Consider the following 19,357-nt stretch of genomic DNA (forward strand, 5'->3'; position numbering starts at 1 on the left):
CCCCGTCGGAGTTGTTTGATGCTGTCTCTGCTCACCGAACACCCGTTGTTCTGCGCGTTGATCCTGATCCTCCTCGATCTGGGCCTGTGGCGTTTGATCAGTTCCCATGGCAGCGAGTGGAAACTGCTGGTGCGGGTGCTGATTTTCACGCTGTTCAGCGTCCTGCTGTTCAACGAAGGTCTCAACCCGATGGAGCCGGCGCCGTGGGCCGACAACGTGCCGCTGCACCTGGCGGCGACCGGGTTGCAGATTGGCTGGTGGCTGTTCGGTGCGCGCACCCTGACGGTGTTGATCGGCGCGGTAATGATGCAGCGAGTCGGCCACACCGGCCGACTGTTGCAGGACTTGCTCGGCGCGGTGATTTTCCTCATCGCGATCATTGCCGCGCTGGCCTATGTACTGGACCTGCCGGTCAAAGGCGTGCTGGCGACGTCCGGCGCATTGGCGATCATCGTCGGTCTGGCCTTGCAGAGCACCCTCAGCGATGTGTTCTCCGGCATCGTCCTCAACACCACCAAGCCTTATCAACTGGATGACTGGATTTCCATCGACGGCACCGAAGGGCGGGTCACCGATATCGACTGGCGCGCCACGCGCCTGCAAACCAGTCAGGGCAGCATGGCGGTGATCCCCAACTCGCTGGCGGCCAAGGCCAAGATCATCAACTTCAGTCGGCCGAGCAATATGTTCGGCGTCGCGGTCAGCGTGCAGGTCAGCCCGCATGCGCGGCCCAATGCGGTGATCGATGCGCTGGAGCGGGCCATGCAGGGCTGTCGGCAATTGCTCGACACGCCTGCGCCGAACGTGGCGCTGAAAAGCTCCGGCAGCAGTGGCGCGGAATACGAGATCAGCGGTTTCGTTGCGTCGATGGGCGAGAAGCGCGTGGTGCGCAATCAGTTGTTCGATCTGGCGTATCGGCACTTGCAGGCGTCCGGGGTCAATCTGCTGTCGAGTGATGAAAGCAGCACACCGAGCAACCTGTCGCGGCCCCGCGCGCTGCTCGACAGTTCGCCGATCTTCTCGACCCTGCGCCAGGAAGAGAAAGACACCTTCAGCCAGAACATGAGCCTGCAAACCTTCCGTACCGGCGAGACGATCCTTGAGGCGGGGGAGGTCAGCGATCATTTGTTCATTATCGAGTCGGGTGTGGTCACGGTGACCTTGACCCGCCATGGCACGCCGTTTGAATCCGGACGCATGGGCCCCGGCGAGGTCATCGGTGAGGCGGGCATTCTTTCCGATTCCTCGGTGCCGGCGAAGTTTGCCGCGAAGACTTATTGCGCCCTGTACCGCATTGAAAAGTCGTACCTCAAGCCATGCCTCGACGCCCGTCACGACATCAACGACGCGATGAAAGCCTTGCTCGATTACCGCCTGCACAAGGCGCAATCGCTGACCGAGGACGCGCCAGTGGTCGCACCGAAAAAAGGCTTCCTGCAATGGCTGCGCAATCGCGCCTGAGCATTACCGGTAGCCGACGAGTTTCTGTTCCAGGTGCCGACGCACCTGCGGCCACTCGTCGTCGATGATGCTGAAGCGCACCGAGTTGCGCTTGCGCCCGTCCGGCATGATCCGCTCATGCCGGACGATGCCTTCCTGTTGCGCGCCAAGGCGCAGGATCGCGTTGCGTGACTTCTCGTTGTTCTCGTCGGTGGTGAACTGCACGCGCACGCAATCGAGGACTTCGAAGGCGTGACGCAGCATCAGGTACTTGGCTTCGGTGTTGACGAAGGATTTCTGCCAGCTCGCCGCGATCCAGCTGCTGCCGATTTCCAGCTTGCGATTGAGCGTGTCGATCTTCCAGAAACGCGTGGAGCCGATGACTTCGCCGGTCTCTTTGAGAACGATGACGAACGGCATCACGGTGCCAGCGTCACGCCCATCGAGTGCCTTTTTCAGATAACTGTCGACCGTGCTGGCCGAAGGCACCACGGTGACGGTGAGGTTCCACAATTCGCCGTCAGCGGCCGCATGGAGCAGGGCGGCGGCATCGGAATACTCAAGCGGGCGCAGGAGAATGCGCTGACCTTGCAGCGTGGTTGGCATGGGATTCAGGTCTCGGCGGAGCGGGCGAATGGCGAGCGCGTATTACGCCGCATCGAGTGGATCCGATGCAACCGCCACGATGTTCACGAGGTCATAATTTTCACAGTCCACTGGCAGGAGCCTGCGCCGATGAAAAACCTGCGGATCGCCACCTACAACGTCAACGGTTTACGCGCGCGTCTGCCGAACCTGCTGGATTGGCTCAAGCGCGAGCAACCGGATATCGCCTGCCTGCAAGAACTCAAATCCCTCGACAGCGCATTTCCTGCAGCAGAACTGGAAGCCGCCGGTTATGGCGCGATCTGGCAAGGCCAGGCGTCGTGGAACGGCGTGGCGATTCTCGCCCGTGACGCGCAACCGCTGGAGAGTCGACGCGGTCTGCCGGGCGATCCGGATGACAAGCACAGTCGTTATCTGGAAGCGGCGGTGCATGGCGTACTCGTCGGTTGCCTGTACCTGCCCAACGGCAATCCGCAGCCGGGACCGAAATTCGATTACAAACTGGCCTGGTTCGAACGGCTGATCAGCTACGCCAAAGACCTGCAAAGCAGCGATCACCCGGTGGTGCTGGCCGGTGACTACAACGTCGTGCCCACTGACATGGACATCTACAACACCCGCTCGTGGCTCAAGGATGCGTTGCTGCAACCGCAGAGCCGCGAGTGTTATCAGCGCCTGCTCGATCAGGGCTGGACCGATTCGCTGCGCCATCTGTATCCCGAGGATCGTCTCTATACGTTTTGGGATTATTTCCGCCAACACTGGCAAACCAACTCCGGACTGCGCATCGATCATCTGCTGCTCAACCCGGCGCTGAGTCCGTATCTGCATGAGGCCGGGGTCGACGCCTGGGTGCGCAACGAGCCGCATGCCAGCGACCATGCGCCGACGTGGATTCGTATCGGCTCACGCAAGAAACGCTAGCGGGCGATTGGCGAAATCAATTGTCGAAATGCCTGCCTGATCCCGTATACATGGCGACCATCAACGCAGTGAACTGCGGCCCCATGCAAAAGGATCAAGCAATGAGCGAGCCACGCCTGAAGAATCTGAAGCTGTATCTGCAACGCCTGGGTTTTGATGCACCACCAGCGCCGACGCTGGCGAACCTGCGGCTGCTGCAATGGCGCCACACCGGTGCCTTTGCGTTCGAGAATCTGGCGACGATTACCGGAGCGCCAGTGCTGATCGATCTGCCATCGATTGAAGAGAAAGTTCTGCTCGGCGGTCGCGGTGGCTACTGCTACGAGCTGAATAATCTGTTTTTCAACCTGTTGCTGGAACTGGGTTTCGACGCTCGCGCCATCAGCGGGCGCGTGGTGATGAATCAGCCGGAAGGCAGTTGGACGGCGCGCACGCACCGCTTGAGTCTGGTCACGCTAGACGGTGTGCGCTACATCACCGACGTAGGCTTCGGCGGCATGGTGCCGACTGCGCCGCTGCTTCTCGATACCGAAGCCGAACAAACCACACCGCACGAACCCTATCGCATCGAAAAGCAAGCTGATGGCTACATGCTGCGCGCCAATGTCGCGGGCGAGTGGCGGTCGATGTATCTGTTCGATTTGCAACGCCAGGAAGACATCGATTTCACCATTGGCAACTGGTACGTCTCGGCCCATCCCGACTCTCCGTTTACCCAACGCCTGATGGTCGCGCGTACTGGCGATGGCTGGCGCAAGACGCTGAACAACGGCAGCTTCGCTGTTCATCGCACGGGCGCCAGCAGTGAGCGGCGCGAGGTGACGCAGGTCGATGAGCTGATTGAATTGCTGGCGCGCGAGTTTGCTCTGCACCTGCCGGATCTGCCCCACATACGGCAGGCTCTGGCGCGGATGATCACACCGGTTTCCGTTTAGGGCTTGGCGTCTGGCTCCAGCACTCGGCGGATTTCCCCGACCGCTGCCGACAGTTTTTTCTCTAGACTCTTGAGGTCTGCGGCGGTAATGCCTTTCTTGAATTGCCCGCTCGATTCGGCTTGTTCCGGTTTGGCGACGGCATCGAGCAGGGCATGGCGCAGGGTGTTATTGATCACCGTCTGATAACCGAACCCTTCGTTTTCCGCGACCGTACGCGCTGCCTCGATGACGGCGTCGTCGAGCATGATGGTGATGCGGGTTTTACCTTTGTTTGACGCCACTGCGCCGCGTTTGCCCTGAGAAAAGTCATATTCATCTTTCATCGGTCAAGCCTCCAGAAAATAAGCGCAACGTTCGCTCGGTGTGGCGGCACGTGCAGAAATGATTCGAACAACATTCGCTTCCCGGTAACTGTACGCAACGACCAACAAGCGCCCTTTGCCGTTGAGGCCAATAGTGATCCAGCGCTGTTCGTCATGGTCGTTGTCCTCGATCGTCAGTGCTCGTTCGTCGTGAAAGACCGGTTCGGTCTCGGCGAGGCTGACGCCCTTGTGCTTGAGTTTGTTAGCTGCGTTCTTGCTTTTGTCGTACTGAATTTCAATTGACTTCATTATGCATACTTTATATGTATAAAAAAGAGCGCGTCCGCACCGTCGGTCGCCGTGAACACTTCAGCGTAGTGGCGGCAGGCGAGGGCACTGGAGAGGAAGTGTTGCCGGATTTGTGGGAGATGGGAGCAGCGGGCTAGAAGCTTGGGTGGCTACCTATCCATTATGTGACTGACAAGTTGTATACAACTATATGGACATTTGTCCCGATTATTGAATACAGTGTGCGCATAACAAAAACCAGGGAACCCCCCACCATGAAAACGCCCCATGTTTCACACCAACGGCCCGAGGACGAAAATCTCGGGGTCGGCGCGAATATGGCTTACGGCCTGCAACATGTTCTGACCATGTACGGCGGTATCGTTGCGGTGCCACTGATCATCGGCCAGGCGGCCGGCCTGTCGCCGGCAGACATTGGTTTGCTGATTGCTGCTTCATTGTTTGCGGGGGGGCTGGCGACACTGCTGCAAACCCTGGGTCTACCGTTTTTTGGCTGTCAGTTGCCGCTGGTACAGGGCGTGTCGTTTTCCGGCGTGGCGACCATGGTCGCGATCGTCAGCAGTGGCGGGGAGGGCGGCTTCCAGTCGGTGCTGGGCGCAGTGATTGCGGCGTCCTTGATAGGCTTATTGATCACACCGGTGTTCTCGCGCATCACCAAGTTCTTCCCGCCGCTGGTCACCGGCATCGTGATCACCACCATCGGCCTGACGCTGATGCCGGTGGCCGCGCGCTGGGCGATGGGTGGCAACAGCCATGCGCCGGACTTCGGTAGCATGCAGAACATCGGTCTGGCGGCGGTCACGCTGGTGCTGGTGTTGCTGCTGAGCAAGGTCGGCAGCTCGACCATCTCGCGTCTGTCGATCCTGTTGGCCATGGTGATCGGCACGGTGCTGGCGGTGTTCCTCGGCATGGCGGACTTCTCCAGTGTCACCACTGGCCCGATGTTCGGCTTCCCGACACCGTTCCACTTCGGCATGCCGACCTTCCATTTCGCCGCGATCCTGTCGATGTGCATCGTGGTCATGGTGACGCTGGTCGAAACCTCGGCGGACATTCTGGCGGTCGGTGAAATCATCGGCACCAAGGTCGATTCCAAACGTCTGGGCAATGGCCTGCGGGCGGACATGCTGTCGAGCATGTTTGCGCCGATTTTCGGTTCGTTCACCCAGAGCGCCTTCGCCCAGAACGTCGGGCTGGTGGCGGTAACCGGGATCAAGAGCCGTTACGTGGTGGCCACAGGCGGTATCTTCCTCGTCATCCTCGGCCTGCTGCCATTCATGGGCCGGGTCATTGCGGCAGTGCCGACTTCGGTGCTCGGTGGTGCCGGTATCGTGCTGTTCGGCACCGTGGCCGCGAGCGGCATCCGTACGCTGTCCAAGGTTGATTACCGCAACAACGTCAACCTGATCATCGTCGCCACCTCGATCGGTTTCGGCATGATTCCGATTGCTGCGCCGAACTTCTACGATCACTTCCCAAGCTGGTTCGCGACCATTTTCCACTCGGGCATCAGCTCGTCGGCGATCATGGCTATTCTGCTCAACCTGGCGTTCAACCACTTCACTGCCGGTAACTCGGATCAGCAATCGGTGTTTGCCGCAGCCGAGGAGCGGACCCTGCGTTACCGCGATCTGGCGGCGCTGCGCGAAGGCGATTACTTCAGCGACGGCAAGCTGCATGACTGCGATGGCAAGGAAGTGCCGGTGATCGAGCCCGATGACCACGATCATGGCCATGGTGCGCCGAAGGTGCAGGTGAAGAGTAGCGAGCACGTCTGACGGCTGACTCTAAATAAAAAGGGCCGATCTGTTACACACAGATCGGCCCTTTTTCATTTCAAGATCAAAAGATCGCAGCCTTCGGCAGCTCCTACACAGATCTCATACTCCGCCGATTCTGCGGATGAACGCTGAATCTGTAGGAGCTGCCGAAGGCTGCGATCTTCTGATCTTTTCCATCGCCCACAAAAAAGCCCCTGAATCTTTCGATTCAGGGGCTTTGCTATTTGGCTCCACAACCTGGACTCGAACCAGGGACCCAATGATTAACAGTCATTTGCTCTACCAACTGAGCTATTGCGGAATTGGTGCGTATGTTACTGATTCAAAAAGAGAAGTCAAGCTTCTCTTGTGAAATTGGCTGATTTGCCGGGATGAACGGTGGTTTGTCAGTGATTGGCGGTTACCAGAACCGTAGCAGAGGTCTACCATAGCCGCCCGGAAGTGGTCACACGCGCTGCCGGCCATTCGCCGAAAAGGTACGTGCCATGAAGCATTCAATCCGCAATAACGAGGTGTTCGCATGAGCATCGCGCAAATCAGCCTGCCCAAAGGCGTCGGTGCACATGCCGAAAAACTCTTCGACGCAATCACTCAGGCTGGCACCGCTGAAGAATTGAACCGCGCCGGCGGCAAGGCCGAAGGTTTTGTCCTCGGTCTGGAAAGCACCAAAGCGATCAAAAGCCAGATCGCCGAATCGCTTTACGTCGCTTATGACGATGCCGCCACTCAGCGCGCGAGCGAACTGGCTTAACTGCCGAAGGTAATGGTGCCCAGCATCAGTTTGGCGTAAGCCGCTGTGGCTGCCAGTTGCACCAGCCACAGGGCGAGGCCGCCAAGGAAGACCCCGGCCGCGACTTGCAGCACCAGGCTTTTTTCGCGTTTGGCCGAGGCGCGGGGGATGAAATCATCCAGGTCGTCACGGTCGGCGCGCAGGTTGTCGTTTTTCATATGGGCTCTCTTCAGAAATCTCGGGTGTACACAAAACCTGTAGGAGTGAGCCTGCTCGCGATAGCGTCGTGTCAGCCGAAACTTCATTACCTGACACTCCGCTATCGCGAGCAGGCTCACTCCTACAGTTTGATTTGTGTGCAGTCTAGAGGGTGTGGGGCGTTATCCGGGACAAATAAAAAACGGGAAGCCCCAAGGCTTCCCGTTTTTCATCACGCGGCGAAATCAGATGACCTGAACAATCGCATCCGTTACAGCCGTGATGTTGCTTTGGTTCAGCGCAGCCACGCAGATCCGGCCGGTGTCCAGTGCGTAAATGCCGAACTCGTTACGCAGGCGATGCACTTGCTCAGTGGTCAGACCCGAGTAGGAGAACATGCCGCGCTGACGACCAACGAAGCTGAAGTCACGGCCCGGGGCTTTTTCGGCCAGCAGCGCAACCATCTGCTCGCGCATGCCACGGATGCGCAGACGCATTTCAGCCAGCTCGGCTTCCCACTGCGCGCGCAGTTCCGGGCTGTTCAACACGGCAGCCACGATGCTCGCACCGTGAGTCGGCGGGTTGGAGTAGTTGGTGCGGATCACACGCTTGACCTGCGACAGCACGCGCGCGCTTTCTTCTTTCGATTCGCTGATGATCGACAGGGCGCCAACGCGCTCGCCGTACAGTGAGAACGACTTGGAGAACGAGCTCGAAACGAAGAAGGTCAGGCCGGATTCAGCGAACAGGCGCACAGCTGCGGCGTCTTCGTCGATACCGTCGCCGAAGCCTTGGTAGGCCATGTCGAGGAATGGCACGTGACCTTTGGCGCGGACCACTTCCAGCACGTTGTTCCAGTCCGCCGGGGTCAGGTCGACGCCGGTCGGGTTATGGCAGCACGCGTGGAGGATAACGATCGAGCCGTTTGGCAGGGCGTTGAGGTCTTCGAGCATGCCGGCACGGTTAACGTCGTGGGTGGCTGCGTCGTAGTAGCGGTAGTTCTGCACCGGGAAACCGGCGGTTTCGAACAGTGCGCGGTGGTTTTCCCAGCTCGGGTCGCTGATCGCTACAACAGCGTTCGGCAGCAGTTGCTTGAGGAAGTCGGCACCGATTTTCAGTGCGCCGGTCCCGCCGACGGCCTGAGTGGTGATGACGCGACCGGCGCTGATCAGCGGCGAGTCGTTGCCGAACAGCAGCTTTTGCACGGCCTGGTCGTAGGCAGCGATGCCATCGATCGGCAGGTAACCGCGCGAAGCGTGTTGAGCAGCGCGAACGGTTTCGGCTTCGATCACGGCGCGCAGAAGTGGAATTCGCCCCTCTTCGTTGCAGTACACGCCAACGCCCAGGTTGACCTTGGTGGTCCGGGTATCGGCGTTGAATGCTTCGTTGAGGCCCAGGATTGGATCGCGGGGTGCCATTTCGACAGCGGAGAACAGGCTCATTATTGCGGCGGCTCTGAATGGAGAATGGAGGGACGTGTCGCGCTCCAGCCGGATGCACTAGAGCGGTGCACAAACGGGGAGCTAGTATAGAGGCCATTACGGAACAATGGCGACAGGCGATTCGGCTTTTAGGGTAAGTTTTTCCGATTATTTCTTGACCGTTAGTCGACTGCTCGTGTCAGAGTCTTTAGCGGATGTAGGACGTTTGCCTTGAAAGAGCGGGCAATCGCCACCACATTGAGCACAATCCAGGTTTTTTCTTGCGCGACACCGGTCATTTGCGGTCGTCCCCGTGGTGCTCCGCTTTACTCGGAATGCCGCGATTCCAGAGGTGTTTATGTCCGAATTCCAGCTCGTCACCCGCTTCGAGCCCGCCGGCGATCAGCCGGAGGCCATTCGCCAACTGGTGGAGGGCATCGAAGCCGGCCTGGCGCACCAGACGCTGCTTGGTGTGACCGGCTCGGGCAAGACCTTCAGCATCGCCAATGTCATCTCGCAGATTCAGCGCCCGACGCTGGTGCTGGCGCCGAACAAAACCCTCGCCGCGCAGTTGTACGGTGAGTTCAAGGCGTTCTTCCCGAATAACGCCGTCGAATACTTCGTTTCCTACTACGACTACTATCAGCCCGAAGCCTATGTGCCGTCGTCCGACACCTTCATCGAGAAGGACGCGTCGATCAACGACCACATCGAGCAGATGCGCCTGTCCGCGACCAAAGCATTGCTGGAGCGTAAGGACGCGATCATCGTCACTACGGTGTCGTGCATCTACGGTCTCGGTAGCCCGGAAACCTATTTGAAGATGGTGCTGCACGTCGATCGCGGCGACAAACTCGATCAGCGTGCGTTGCTACGGCGTCTGGCCGATTTGCAATACACCCGCAACGACATGGATTTTGCCCGCGCGACCTTCCGCGTCCGTGGCGATGTGATCGACATTTACCCGGCGGAATCCGATCTGGAAGCGATCCGCATCGAGTTGTTCGATGACGAAGTCGAAAGCATTTCCGCATTCGACCCGCTTACCGGCGAGGTCATCCGCAAGATGCCGCGCTTCACCTTCTACCCGAAGAGCCACTATGTGACGCCACGGGAAACCCTGCTCGACGCCATCGAACACATCAAAGTCGAACTGCAGGAACGCCTCGAATACCTGCGCAGCAACAACAAACTGGTCGAAGCCCAGCGCCTTGAGCAGCGCACCCGTTTCGACCTGGAAATGATCCTCGAGCTGGGTTATTGCAACGGCATCGAAAACTACTCGCGCTATCTGTCTGGTCGTCCGGCCGGCGCTGCGCCGCCGACGCTCTACGATTACCTGCCGGCCGATGCCTTGCTGGTGATCGACGAGTCCCACGTCAGCGTGCCGCAGGTCGGCGCGATGTATAAGGGCGACCGTTCGCGTAAGGAAACCCTCGTCGAATACGGTTTCCGTCTGCCTTCGGCACTGGATAACCGGCCGATGCGTTTTGACGAGTGGGAAGGGGTCAGCCCGCAGACCATTTTCGTCTCGGCGACGCCGGGCAACTACGAAGCCGAGCACGCCGGGCGGGTGGTCGAGCAAGTGGTGCGTCCTACCGGTCTGGTCGACCCGCAGGTTGAAGTACGTCCGGCGCTGACTCAGGTTGACGATCTGCTCTCGGAAATCAGCAAGCGCGTGGCCGTCGAGGAGCGGGTGCTGGTCACCACGCTGACCAAGCGCATGGCCGAAGACCTCACCGATTACCTTGCTGATCACGGCGTGCGTGTGCGTTATCTGCACTCGGACATCGACACCGTCGAGCGGGTCGAGATCATCCGCGACCTGCGCCTCGGCACCTTCGATGTGCTGGTCGGGATCAACCTGCTTCGTGAGGGCCTCGACATGCCGGAAGTGTCGCTGGTGGCGATTCTCGACGCCGACAAGGAAGGTTTTCTGCGTTCCGAGCGTTCGCTGATCCAGACCATTGGCCGCGCAGCGCGGAACCTCAATGGCCGGGCGATTCTGTATGCCGATCGCATGACCGGTTCGATGGAACGGGCGATTGGCGAAACCGAGCGGCGTCGCGACAAACAGATCGCCTTCAACCTGGAAAACGGCATTACCCCGAAAGGCGTATTCAAGGACGTCGCCGACATCATGGAAGGCGCCACCGTGCCGGGCTCGCGCAGCAAGAAGCGCAAAGGCATGGCCAAGGCTGCCGAAGAAAACGCCAAGTACGAAGCCGAGCTGCGCTCGCCGAGCGAGATCACCAAGCGTATTCGTGCGCTGGAAGAGAAGATGTATCAGCTGGCGCGGGATCTGGAGTTTGAAGCGGCGGCGCAGATGCGTGATGAGATTGCCAAACTGCGCGAGCGGCTTTTGGCGGTTTGATCTTCATTGCCTGAGCGGGCCTCTTCGCGAGCAGGCTCGCTCCCACTTTGGATCTGTGTCGTTCACAAAACCCCTGTGGGAGCGAGCCTGCTCGCGATTGAGGCGACGCGGTCTTAATGAGATTCCCCAGCCTTCAACCCTTGTGGCAATTTCTTGGTCAACAAAATCGCCAACATACTGATCCCCAGCGCAATCCCGACAAAGTGAAACGCATCGTTGTAAGCCATGATCGCCGCCTGCTGATGGACGATCTCACTCAATTTGCCCAGCGCCGCCGTGTCACTGCCAAATCGATCGGTCATCGACGCCAGTCGCTCGGCCACCTGCGGGTTGGTCGGCACCACCGCCTCGCGCAGATAATCGAAGTACGTCTTGGTGCGCGCGTCCAGCAGCGTCGCGAGCAGGGCAATACCAATCGCGCCACCCAGATTTCGCAGGATATTGAACAGACTCGATGCCGACCCTGCGTCCTGCGGCAGGATGTACGCCGTGGCGATCAGCGAAATGGTCACCATGATCAACGGCTGCCCCAGCGCCCGAATGATCTGGATCTGATTGAACTGCGGCCCGGCAAAATCCGGATTGAGCACGCCGGAAGAAAAGCTCGCCAGCCCGAACAGCCCGAAGCCAATCGTGCACAGCCATTTCGGCGAAACAAACTTCATCAGCTTGGGCACCAGCGGAATCAGAAACAGCTGCGGCACGCCCATCCACATGATCACTTCGCCGATCTGCAGGGCGTTATAGTTCTGGATCTGTGCCAGATACAACGGCAACAAATAAATCGAACCGTACAACCCGACACCCATCCCCAGGCTGGAAATACTCGACAAGCCAAAGTTGCGATTGCGCAGAATGCCAAGGTTGATCAACGGATTGGGCTTGGATATCTGCACAATCACAAAAGTGATCAGGCTCACCAGCGCAATGCTGCCCAGCGTCACGATCAGGCTTGATTCGAGCCAGTCCTTGCGATGGCCTTCTTCCAGAAACACCTGCAAGCAACCGAGGCCAATCCCCAGCGTGAGGATGCCGGTGTAGTCGGTGCTTTTGAGCAATTCCCAGTGCGCTTCTTTCTTCTCCAGCCCGTACATCAACCCGGCGATCATGATCAGGCCCGGCGGAATGTTGATATAGAAAATGTACTCCCAGCCCCAGTTTTCCGTGAGCCAGCCACCCAGTGTCGGGCCAATGGACGGCGCGAATGTGGCGGTCATGGCGAACATCGCCATGCCTTTGGCGCGGTGGTGTTCGGGGAGTTTGATCAGGGTCAGGGTGAACGCCAGCGGAATCAGCGCGCCGCCGGTGAATCCCTGCATGGCGCGAAAGACGATCATGCTTTCCAGGCTCCAGGCCATCGAGCACAGCAACGACGAAACCAGAAAGCCCAGCGACACCCAAACCGCCAGTCGCCGCGCCGACAGCAGCTGCACCAGCCACGCGGTCAGCGGGATCATGATGATTTCCGCGACCAGATACGACGTGGAAATCCACGAGCCTTCTTCCAGTGTCGCCGACAACGCACCTTGAATATCTTTCAGCGACGAGTTGGTGATCTGGATGTCGAGCACGGCCATAAAGGCGCCGAGCATCACGCTCATCACCGCAATCCAGTCCCGCCGGGTCGGTTCGCCGACCGGGCGGATCAGCGAATCACCGGCCATTGTCCGGGGCGTCTTTGATGTTCACGGTGGCGGTCACCGACATGCCCGGACGGATCTTGCCGTGCAACGGGTTATCGGCCTTGAAGGTCAGTTTCACCGGAATCCGCTGCACGACCTTGGTGAAGTTGCCAGTGGCGTTGTCCGGTGGCAGCAGACTGAATTGCGCGCCTGAGGCGGCGAACAGGCTGTCGACCCGCGCTTCGATCGGCGTGTCGCCATACGCATCAAAGGTCAGCTCGGCTTTTTGCCCGGGTTGCATGTGGCCGATCTGGGTTTCCTTGAAGTTGGCCTGTACCCAGATGTCTTCATCCGGGACGATCGACAACAGGTAAGCGCCGGCCTGCACCACTTGGCCGTTACGGGCGGCGCGCTGACCGACCAGACCACTGATTGGCGCGTGGATTTCGCTGCGGGTCAGGTTGAGTTCGGCTTGCGCCAGATCGGCGCGGGCGTTGGCGATCTGGGCGTCGAGGCGTTTGATTTCCGCGTTCAGGGCGTTGACCTGCTGGCGCTGGCCTTGCGCGTCGGCCTGTGCCTTGGCCACTTGTGAACGAGCAATGTGGGCGTCGGCGGAGAGGGTGGTCACGCGTTCTTCGGAAACATAACCGGGTTTGCGCAGGGTTTCGGCCCGCGACAAATCCATCTGCGAGCGGCCAAGTGTCGCTTGCGTGGTCGCCACTTGCGCATCACTGGAAGCAATCAGACTGGCTTGCTGAGTCAATTTGCTTTGCGCTTGCAGGCGTTCCGCCTCGCGTGTCGCGAGGGCGGCGTTGGCGCGATCGATGGCCAGACGGAAATCATTTGGTTCGAGGCGCACCAGCAACTGGCCTTTTTCCACGTGTTGATTGTCCTGCACCAGCACTTCATCGATGCGCGCGCTCAGTTGGCTCGACACACGGGTGATTTCGCCCTGGACATAGGCGTTGTCGGTGCTTTCATAAAAGCGTCCCTTGAAAAACCAATGGGCGAAAAAGCCCCCGGCGATCAGCAGGACGAGCAGCAGGAAAATCAACAGGCGACGCTTGAGTTGGGCAGGCATGGGCAAACTGTAGTCGAGGAATTGTAAGGAAAGTTATCAGCAGGCGAATCTGGCATACAGCCGATAAACGGTAAATGCCATCTGCTGATATTCCGTCATTCATCACGGCTTACGGGCCTTACAGACGCAAACTTGGCTTAAATGCCCTGCCCGCTGGAGCGGGGCGGGTGTCGCCTGTTACCATTCGCCGCTTGATTGTTTTGCTTTTCATTCTTTTCGAGACATGCCATGACCACCGTCCGCACTCGCATCGCGCCATCGCCTACCGGGGATCCCCACGTAGGTACCGCTTACATCGCATTGTTCAACTACTGCTTTGCCAAGCAGCATGGCGGTGAGTTCATCCTGCGGATCGAAGACACCGACCAGTTGCGTTCGACCCGCGAGTCCGAACAGCAGATCTTCGACGCCCTGCGCTGGTTGGGTATCGACTGGAGTGAAGGCCCGGACGTTGGCGGCCCGCACGGCCCGTATCGCCAGAGCGAGCGCGGCGATATCTATCAGAAGTACTGCCAGCAACTGGTCGACATGGGCCATGCGTTCCCATGCTTCTGCACCGCTGAAGAACTCGATCAGATGCGCGCCGAGCAAATGGCTCGCGGCGAAACCCCACGCTATGACGGCCGCGCGCTGCTGCTGTCGAAAGAAGAAGTCGCGTCCCGCCTGGCGGCTGGCGAACCCCACGTAATCCGCATGAAAGTGCCGAGCGAAGGCGTTTGTGTGGTGCCGGACATGCTCCGTGGCGACGTCGAGATCCCGTGGGATCGCATGGACATGCAAGTGCTGATGAAGACCGATGGCCTGCCGACGTACTTCCTCGCCAACGTGGTCGATGATCACCTGATGGGTATCACTCACGTGCTGCGTGGCGAAGAGTGGCTGCCATCGGCGCCGAAACTGATTCTGCTTTACGAGTACTTCGGCTGGGAACAACCAGAGCTGTGCTACATGCCGCTGCTGCGTAACCCGGACAAGAGCAAGCTGTCCAAGCGCAAGAACCCGACCTCGGTGACGTTCTACGAGCGCATGGGCTTCATGCCCGAAGCGATGCTCAACTACCTCGGCCGCATGGGCTGGTCGATGCCGGACGAGCGCGAGAAGTTCTCGCTGCAGGAAATGGTCGACAACTTCGACCTCAAGCGTGTCTCGCTGGGCGGGCCGATTTTCGATATCGAGAAGCTGTCGTGGCTCAACGGCCAGTGGCTGCGTGATCTGCCGGTGGAAGAGTTCGCCAGTCGCTTGCAGACTTGGGCGTTGAACCCGGAATACATGATGAAGATCGCGCCGCTGGTGCAGGGGCGCGTTGAAACCTTCAGCCAGGTTGCACCGCTGGGCGGGTTCTTCTTCGCCGGTGGCGTCAATCCGGATGCCAAGCTGTTTGAATCGAAGAAGCTTTCGGGTGATCAGGTTCGTCAGTTGATGCAGTTGATCCTGTGGAAGCTGGAAAGCCTGCGTCAGTGGGAGAAGGACAACATCACCGCGACGATTCAGGCCGTGGTCGAATCGCTGGAGTTGAAACTGCGTGATGCGATGCCGCTGATGTTTGCTGCAATCACGGGGCAGGCGAGTTCGGTGTCGGTACTTGATGCCATGGAAATCATCGGCCCGGATCTGACCCGTTATCGTCTGCGCCAGGCGATCGACCTGCTGGGCGGCGTGTCGAAGAAAGAAAACAAAGAGTGGGAAAAGCTGCTGGGCGCTATCGCTTAAGCATTTTTGTTCTCTGTGGGAGCTGCCGAAGGCTGCGATCTTTTGATCGTGCCTTCGGCGCTTCTCCCGAATTTACGGGGGGAGGGCGGTAAGTGATTGTTATGCCGACGAAAAACTTTGAAAAATTTCAAAAATAAGTTTGACAGGCTTTCGATACGCCCTTAAGATTCGCCCCGTCCTCAGCGATGACATCAACGATGAGGGGCTATAGCTCAGCTGGGAGAGCGCCTGCATGGCATGCAGGAGGTCAACGGTTCGATCCCGTTTAGCTCCACCAATTTACACTTCGAAGCCTGGCCACACCGGCTTCGAAGCGATCAACACTCAGCGTTGATCAGTTGTATAGAAGGGTTTGCGTCCCCTTCGTCTAGTGGCCTAGGACACCGCCCTTTCACGGCGGTAACAGGGGTTCGAGTCCCCTAGGGGACGCCAGTTTTACAGAAGCGATGTTGCAAGATGTCGCTCCGCCGCGAGGCGAAAAATCCGGGGCTTTAGCTCAGCTGGGAGAGCGCCTGCATGGCATGCAGGAGGTCAGCGGTTCGATCCCGCTAAGCTCCACCAATTTTACAAGTTCAAGGTCTGGCCACACCGGCCTTGAATCGATCAGATCTCAGCACTGATCAGTTGTATAGAAGGTTTGTGTCCCCTTCGTCTAGTGGCCTAGGACACCGCCCTTTCACGGCGGTAACAGGGGTTCGAGTCCCCTAGGGGACGCCACGATTACCCGCTCTGCGGGATTTTATAAGGGTCATTCAATTATTGAATGGCCCTTTTGTTTGTCTGGCGTTTGGCCAAATCTCCTTTTTCCTTACACTGTGCTTCAGACCAGCGGTCATATTCTTGACTTGCAGAATATTATTATGCGAATAATATTCTATTCGTAATATTCGGAGGCAACGATGAACGATAAAAAAGCTCAAACCCGCGAACGCATCCTCAAGGCTGCCAGCGCCGCACTGATTCAGCGTGGTCCGGCGGATCCTAGCGTGGGCGAAGTGATGGGCGCAGCCGGCCTGACGGTTGGCGGCTTCTATGCGCACTTCGAAAGCAAGGACGCGATGATGCTCGAAGCGTTCAAGCAATTGCTCGGTCGCCGCCGCGACCTGATTGCCGACATGGATACCGAAATGACCGGCGAAGAGCGCCGTGCCTTGGTCGCTGCGTTCTACCTGTCGCGCAAACATCGTGATTCCAGTGACGCGGCGTGTCCGATTCCAGCTTCGATTGGCGAATTGGGCCGTTTGCCGGAATCGTTCCGCATCGCGCTGAACGAACACCTGGAATTGATGATTGCGCAGTTGGCGTCCAGCCCTGAAGACACCGACAAAGCCTTGGCTGATGTGGCCTTGATGGTGGGTGGTCTGGCACTCGCAAGAGCGCTGGGCCCGGGAGATTTATCCGATCGATTGCTGCGCGCTGCCAAGTCGGCGGTGCGTTGACCTGAAGGCAACACGCCTGAGGAGAGAGCGATGAACACGTTGAAGTGGGTTCGTGGCGTTAATGGCACCTTGGGCTGGATTGCACCGCAACGGGTGGCGAGCAAAATGCGTCTGGCGTTCATGACGCCACGATCGCTGCCACTGCGCGATTGGGAGCTGCCATTACTGGCCAATTCCGAACGCATCACTTTACGCTTCGGCCTCTCGGCGCTGCGCTGGGGGCAGGGCCCGACAGTGCTGCTGATGCACGGTTGGGAAGGGCGGCCCACTCAGTTCGCCGCACTGATTACCGCGCTGGTCGACGCCGGTTATACCGTTGTCGCGCTCGATGGCCCGGCCCACGGGCGTTCGCCGGGGCGTGAAGCCAACGTCGTATTGTTCGCTCGCGCTATGCTCGAAGCCGCTGCCGAGTTGCCGCCACTGCAAGCGGTGATCGGTCACTCCATGGGTGGCGCCAGCGCCATGCTTGCCGTGCAATTGGGCTTGCGCACCGAAACGCTGGTCAGCATTGCCGCGCCGGCTCGAATACTCGGCGTACTGCGCGGCTTCGCGCGCTACGTCGGCATGCCTCCCAGAGCGCGTTCCGCGTTCATTCGTCAGGTCGAACAAGATGTCGGCATGCGCGCCGCCACGCTCGACGTTGCTCACTATCAACTGGATATGCCTGGCCTGATCGTGCATGCCGAGGACGACAACTTCGTTTCGGTCAAAGAATCGCAACTGATTCACGAATCCTGGTTCGACAGCCGCTTGCTGCGGCTTGAGGGTGGTGGTCATCAGCGCGTGCTCGCCGACCCGCGAGTGATTGATGGCGTGTTATCACTGTTGGCCGGCCGCAGCCTGCAGGCGCGCCAATCGGCGTGAGCTCCGTTACACTGCCCGGGTTGAATACATTGACCGGGAGTGGGGCATGGGTTGGGATCGGGCAACGCCGTTTACCATTGATCTGCAAGTAGGCGCCGAAGACATCGACGGGCTGGGCCACGCGAACAACGCGGTGTACGTGACCTGGCTCGAACGCTGTGCCTGGCGCCATTCGCAGCGTCTGGGTCTGGATCTGGTCGAATATCGGCGCCTGGATCGGGCGATGGCGGTGGTGCGCCACGAGATCGATTATCTGGCGGCCGCCTATGAGGGCGACGAGTTGCAATTGGCGACCTGGATCGTCGATTGGGATCAGCGCCTGAAAATGACCCGGCATTTCCAGCTCAAGCGCCCGAGTGACAACACCACGCTGTTGCGCGCGCAGACCACTTTTGTCTGCATCGAACTGTCCACCGGCAGGCCCAAGCGCATGCCGGCCGAGTTCATCGAAGGCTACGGCCCCGCAATCCAAGCCCCGGCCTGACACAATCCCTGTAGGAGCTGCCGAAGGCTGCGATCTTTTGATCTTGATTCTAAAAAACAACATCAAAAGATCGCAGCCTTCGGCAGCTCCTACAGGTGGTCGTGGGTTTAAGCCGCTCAATCCAGTAAACTGCCCCACGTTTTTTCCTCAAGTAGTGTTTTCCCCATGCAAATTGCTCTGGCGCCCATGGAGGGGTTGGTCGACGACATCCTCCGCGACGTGCTGACCCGCGTTGGCGGCATCGACTGGTGCGTGACCGAATTCATTCGGGTCAACGACCAGTTGCTCACGCCGGCCTATTTCCACAAATTCGGCCCGGAACTGCTAAACGGCGCGCGCACCGCATCCGGTGTGCCATTGCGTGTGCAATTGCTCGGTTCCGACCCTGTGTGCCTGGCGGAAAACGCTGCGTTGGCCTGCGAACTCGGCTCCGAAGTCATTGACCTCAACTTCGGCTGCCCGGCCAAGACCGTGAACAAATCCCGTGGCGGCGCCGTGCTGCTGAAAGAGCCTGAACTGCTCAATCAGATCGTCGAGCACGTGCGCCGCGCTGTGCCTGCACATATTCCCGTGACCGCGAAAATGCGCCTGGGCTTCGACAGTCCGGACGGTTCGCTGGTCTGTGCCACGGCGTTGGCCGAAGGTGGCGCCGAGCACATCGTAGTCCATGCCCGTACGAAAATGGACGGTTACAAACCGCCGGCGCACTGGGAGTGGATTCCGCGCGTGCAGGACGTGGTCAAGGTCCCGGTGTTCGCCAACGGCGATATCTGGAGCGTCGAAGACTGGCGTCGTTGCCGCGAAATCAGTGGTGTGGAAGACATCATGCTTGGTCGTGGTCTGGTTTCACGCCCGGATCTGGCCAGGCAAATTGCCGCTGCCCGCGCTGGCGAAGACGTGGTCGAGATGAGCTGGGCCGAGCTGCTGCCGCTGATCCAGGACTTCTGGCTGCAAGCCAAAGCGCAGATGACCGCGCGCCAGTCGCCGGGCCGTTTGAAGCAATGGCTGGCCATGCTGACGCGTAATTATCCCGAGGCTGCCGAGCTGTTTACCGTCCTGCGCCGTGAAACCGAGCCGGATCACGTCTCGCGTTTGCTCGGTCTGCCGGTCGCCGAAGCGGCCTGAAAAAAATCTGCA

18 protein-coding genes and 5 tRNA genes are annotated in these 19,357 nt (G+C 59.1%); 15 read left to right on the plus strand and 8 right to left on the minus strand.

The genetic code is table 11. The features are described 5' to 3' along the window. Positions 1 to 18: 18 nt before the first annotated feature. Complete coding sequence (locus U6037_RS09590; protein ID WP_322846562.1) at positions 19 to 1,461, plus strand: mechanosensitive ion channel family protein; 1,443 nt, start codon at positions 19 to 21, stop codon at positions 1,459 to 1,461. A gap of 3 nt (positions 1,462 to 1,464) precedes the next feature. Here the strand turns inward: U6037_RS09590 and U6037_RS09595 are convergent, their stop codons facing one another. Then, on the minus strand, positions 1,465 to 2,046 hold the full coding sequence (locus tag U6037_RS09595; protein ID WP_322846563.1) for a GNAT family protein: 582 nt from the start codon (positions 2,044 to 2,046) through the stop codon (positions 1,465 to 1,467). Positions 2,047 to 2,175: 129 nt separating this feature from the next. Here U6037_RS09595 and xth point away from each other — a divergent pair, with 129 nt between their 5' ends. Beyond that, positions 2,176 to 2,970: an exodeoxyribonuclease III gene (gene xth, locus U6037_RS09600; protein ID WP_322846564.1), complete on the plus strand. Its 795-nt coding sequence runs from the start codon at positions 2,176 to 2,178 to the stop codon at positions 2,968 to 2,970. Between the two features lie 101 nt (positions 2,971 to 3,071). Further along, positions 3,072 to 3,905, plus strand: a complete 834-nt coding sequence (locus tag U6037_RS09605) for an arylamine N-acetyltransferase family protein (RefSeq protein ID WP_322846565.1) — start codon at positions 3,072 to 3,074, stop codon at positions 3,903 to 3,905. On the opposite strand, the gene U6037_RS09610 is transcribed toward U6037_RS09605, so the two are convergent. Together U6037_RS09610 and U6037_RS09615 are read right to left on the minus strand one after the other, a co-directional pair. Then, complete coding sequence (locus U6037_RS09610) at positions 3,902 to 4,228, minus strand: BrnA antitoxin family protein (protein WP_150650995.1); 327 nt, start codon at positions 4,226 to 4,228, stop codon at positions 3,902 to 3,904. The genes U6037_RS09605 and U6037_RS09610 overlap by 4 nt on opposite strands. A 3-nt stretch (positions 4,229 to 4,231) precedes the next feature. Further along, a complete protein-coding gene (locus tag U6037_RS09615; RefSeq protein WP_322846566.1) occupies positions 4,232 to 4,516 on the minus strand; it encodes a BrnT family toxin in 285 nt (94 codons plus the stop codon). Between the two features lie 254 nt (positions 4,517 to 4,770). Here U6037_RS09615 and U6037_RS09620 point away from each other — a divergent pair, with 254 nt between their 5' ends. Next, positions 4,771 to 6,294, plus strand: a complete 1,524-nt coding sequence (locus U6037_RS09620; RefSeq protein WP_007913403.1) for a nucleobase:cation symporter-2 family protein — start codon at positions 4,771 to 4,773, stop codon at positions 6,292 to 6,294. Between the two features lie 228 nt (positions 6,295 to 6,522). Here U6037_RS09620 and U6037_RS09625 read toward each other — a convergent pair. Then, a tRNA-Asn gene (locus U6037_RS09625) sits at positions 6,523 to 6,598 on the minus strand. Positions 6,599 to 6,817: 219 nt separating this feature from the next. Between U6037_RS09625 and U6037_RS09630 the strand changes: the two genes are divergently transcribed. Beyond that, the gene (locus U6037_RS09630) at positions 6,818 to 7,048 is read left to right on the plus strand and encodes a hypothetical protein (RefSeq protein ID WP_322846567.1); all 231 of its coding nucleotides are present in this window, start codon (positions 6,818 to 6,820) and stop codon (positions 7,046 to 7,048) included. Here U6037_RS09630 and U6037_RS09635 read toward each other — a convergent pair. Both U6037_RS09635 and U6037_RS09640 read right to left on the minus strand, forming a co-directional pair. Then, positions 7,045 to 7,245, minus strand: a complete 201-nt coding sequence (locus U6037_RS09635; protein WP_016983541.1) for a hypothetical protein — start codon at positions 7,243 to 7,245, stop codon at positions 7,045 to 7,047. The two genes, U6037_RS09630 and U6037_RS09635, sit on opposite strands and share 4 nt — an antisense overlap. Before the next feature lie 225 nt (positions 7,246 to 7,470). Then, entirely contained in the window at positions 7,471 to 8,667 is a 1,197-nt protein-coding gene (locus U6037_RS09640; RefSeq protein ID WP_322846568.1) for an amino acid aminotransferase, read from the minus strand. A 337-nt stretch (positions 8,668 to 9,004) separates the two neighbouring features. Between U6037_RS09640 and uvrB the strand changes: the two genes are divergently transcribed. Next, entirely contained in the window at positions 9,005 to 11,020 is a 2,016-nt protein-coding gene (gene uvrB / locus U6037_RS09645) for an excinuclease ABC subunit UvrB (protein ID WP_322846569.1), read from the plus strand. Positions 11,021 to 11,133: 113 nt separating this feature from the next. Here the strand turns inward: uvrB and U6037_RS09650 are convergent, their stop codons facing one another. Both U6037_RS09650 and U6037_RS09655 read right to left on the minus strand, forming a co-directional pair. Beyond that, positions 11,134 to 12,624 carry an MDR family MFS transporter gene (locus U6037_RS09650; protein ID WP_175555719.1) on the minus strand — a complete coding sequence of 497 codons (1,491 nt, stop codon included), beginning with the start codon at positions 12,622 to 12,624 and terminating at the stop codon, positions 11,134 to 11,136. Positions 12,625 to 12,673: 49 nt separating this feature from the next. Then, a complete protein-coding gene (locus tag U6037_RS09655) occupies positions 12,674 to 13,723 on the minus strand; it encodes an HlyD family secretion protein (RefSeq protein WP_127926569.1) in 1,050 nt (349 codons plus the stop codon). Between the two features lie 228 nt (positions 13,724 to 13,951). Here U6037_RS09655 and gltX point away from each other — a divergent pair, with 228 nt between their 5' ends. From gltX to U6037_RS09700, 9 genes are all read left to right on the plus strand, one after another. Further along, a complete protein-coding gene (gene gltX, locus U6037_RS09660; protein WP_160057136.1) occupies positions 13,952 to 15,433 on the plus strand; it encodes a glutamate--tRNA ligase in 1,482 nt (493 codons plus the stop codon). A gap of 201 nt (positions 15,434 to 15,634) precedes the next feature. After that, a tRNA-Ala gene (locus tag U6037_RS09665) sits at positions 15,635 to 15,710 on the plus strand. Positions 15,711 to 15,789: 79 nt separating this feature from the next. Further along, positions 15,790 to 15,865, plus strand: a tRNA-Glu gene (locus U6037_RS09670). Between the two features lie 53 nt (positions 15,866 to 15,918). Continuing rightward, positions 15,919 to 15,994: transfer RNA gene (locus U6037_RS09675), tRNA-Ala, on the plus strand. A gap of 80 nt (positions 15,995 to 16,074) precedes the next feature. Next, positions 16,075 to 16,150 (plus strand) — tRNA-Glu (locus tag U6037_RS09680). A 182-nt stretch (positions 16,151 to 16,332) separates the two neighbouring features. Then, positions 16,333 to 16,872, plus strand: a complete 540-nt coding sequence (locus tag U6037_RS09685) for a TetR/AcrR family transcriptional regulator (RefSeq protein ID WP_322846570.1) — start codon at positions 16,333 to 16,335, stop codon at positions 16,870 to 16,872. Between the two features lie 30 nt (positions 16,873 to 16,902). After that, positions 16,903 to 17,736: an alpha/beta fold hydrolase gene (locus U6037_RS09690; RefSeq protein ID WP_322846571.1), complete on the plus strand. Its 834-nt coding sequence runs from the start codon at positions 16,903 to 16,905 to the stop codon at positions 17,734 to 17,736. Between the two features lie 46 nt (positions 17,737 to 17,782). Further along, on the plus strand, positions 17,783 to 18,220 hold the full coding sequence (locus U6037_RS09695) for a thioesterase family protein (protein WP_322846572.1): 438 nt from the start codon (positions 17,783 to 17,785) through the stop codon (positions 18,218 to 18,220). A 165-nt stretch (positions 18,221 to 18,385) separates the two neighbouring features. After that, entirely contained in the window at positions 18,386 to 19,345 is a 960-nt protein-coding gene (locus tag U6037_RS09700; protein WP_322846573.1) for a tRNA-dihydrouridine synthase, read from the plus strand. Positions 19,346 to 19,357: the final 12 nt, after the last annotated feature.

This window comes from Pseudomonas sp. B33.4, from assembly GCF_034555375.1.
GTDB lineage: Bacteria > Pseudomonadota > Gammaproteobacteria > Pseudomonadales > Pseudomonadaceae > Aquipseudomonas.